This window comes from Pseudoalteromonas sp. S3260 (assembly GCF_005886925.1).
GTDB lineage: Bacteria > Pseudomonadota > Gammaproteobacteria > Enterobacterales > Alteromonadaceae > Pseudoalteromonas > Pseudoalteromonas tetraodonis.
The window spans coordinates 1-1,542 of the sequence record NZ_PNCV01000098.1 but is presented as its reverse complement, the minus strand read 5'-3'; the positions used below and the strand labels follow the sequence as shown (position 1 = coordinate 1,542).

At 37.9% G+C, this 1,542-nt stretch carries 1 protein-coding gene; it reads right to left on the bottom strand.

The genetic code is table 11. The features are described from left to right. Positions 1 to 530 precede the first annotated feature (530 nt). Positions 531 to 1,409, bottom strand: a complete 879-nt coding sequence (locus CWC14_RS15115; RefSeq protein ID WP_076923161.1) for a flagellar protein MotY — start codon at positions 1,407 to 1,409, stop codon at positions 531 to 533. Positions 1,410 to 1,542 lie beyond the last annotated feature (133 nt).

The following is a 1,542-nucleotide window of genomic DNA, read 5'->3' as shown; positions in this document are numbered from 1 at the left end:
ATAACAAGTTGTGTAAAACTTAAATAGTTTTGTCATAAAAGAGACAAAATAAAATGTAATCTTCTATTTACAACTGTATTAAAAAAGCCAAAATCATCAAAAAAAGGAAATTTAACTTATTAGGGTCTGTTGACCTTTGCGGATTAATATTTGTTCAAACTAGGGGCAATTTAATCGCGGCGCGAGGTTTGTAACCTAGTGGGCTAAGTAAAAACCGAGCAACAAAGAGTAAATCGCCCCTAGGCAGAACCCTTCGGGCAGCGCCTGTTTGGCATTGATGCTGCGTTATCGCCTATTTATGGGGAATAACCACACCACATAGGCTCTGCCTTGCCTAAATACCAAACAGACTGCGGCAAATTTAACCTTGAAAAATCAACAGACCCTAATATAAATGAAAAAATAAAAAGCTAAATGTTAATAATTAAAAGGGAGGTTGTTTGCTATGTATAAAATAGGCATCACAAAATGGTATGTATTGACCGAAAGCGTTATCCATTACACCGTCGGTCGAAAAGGAATACGACAATTTACATTTTAGCGATTTGAATCACTAAGCGGCGGTTTTTATCACGGCCTAAAATATTGTCATTAGTATCTACAAAGCGTTTTTCACCAAAGCCTTCAGTAACCACTTTAGCTTCATCAACGCCTAAGCCAACCATGTAATCTTTAATCTCCTTAGCACGCTTTCTTGATAAATCGAGGTTATTCCAACGACCGCCATAACTATCGGTGTACGATGCAATACTAATTGATTCTATACTCGGGTCGTTTTTTAAATACTCAGCAATTTTATCAAGGCGTTGTTGCGATGACTTAGTTAACTTACTGCTATTAGATTCATAATTCATTATAGTGAACGAAATATCTTCAAAATTGTATGGCAGCAATTCGTCTCGGCATTGTAAAAACGCCCAATACGCTTGCTTAAAATTAACATTAGACATACCCACGGCAATTTTATCGGCACTATTTTGCCAGTCCTGGTAGTAAAAAGTAGGTTGGTTCCCTTTTTCAAGCTCAGTCAGCATTTCCCATGCTGTTTTATTACCTAATTCACCATCAAACTTTTTAAGTAATTTCATATCAGCAATATCACGGGCAGGGCGGCCTGCTCGCCAGCTAGGTGGTACCGCTTTTAAACCGGCAATCGCGTAATTTTCTGGGCGCACCACCATGTCTAAATTAAAAGTGAGATCTTTGTTTTTACTTGCTGATGCTTTAAAAACAGCTTCACCATAGTAGGGAACTTCATGATTTAATTGGCATTGCAAGCGAGTTGTTTTAACCAAGTTCCAATTTGAATTATCTTGGTTAGCCGTGTACTGGCGCATTGCTGCAGTTGTATTCAAACTATATAGCACACTACTAATGCCTAGGCTAATAAATAACAACTTACACTTCATCGAGAATTCTCCAGTTATCTAGCTCTGCCAAAAAAGTGACAAAAACCGTAAAATATTACGCAACAGCAAATAATTCAGCGCAAACGCTAGGGTCTGTTGACCTTTCAAGGTCAAATTTGCAGCAGCCTGTTTG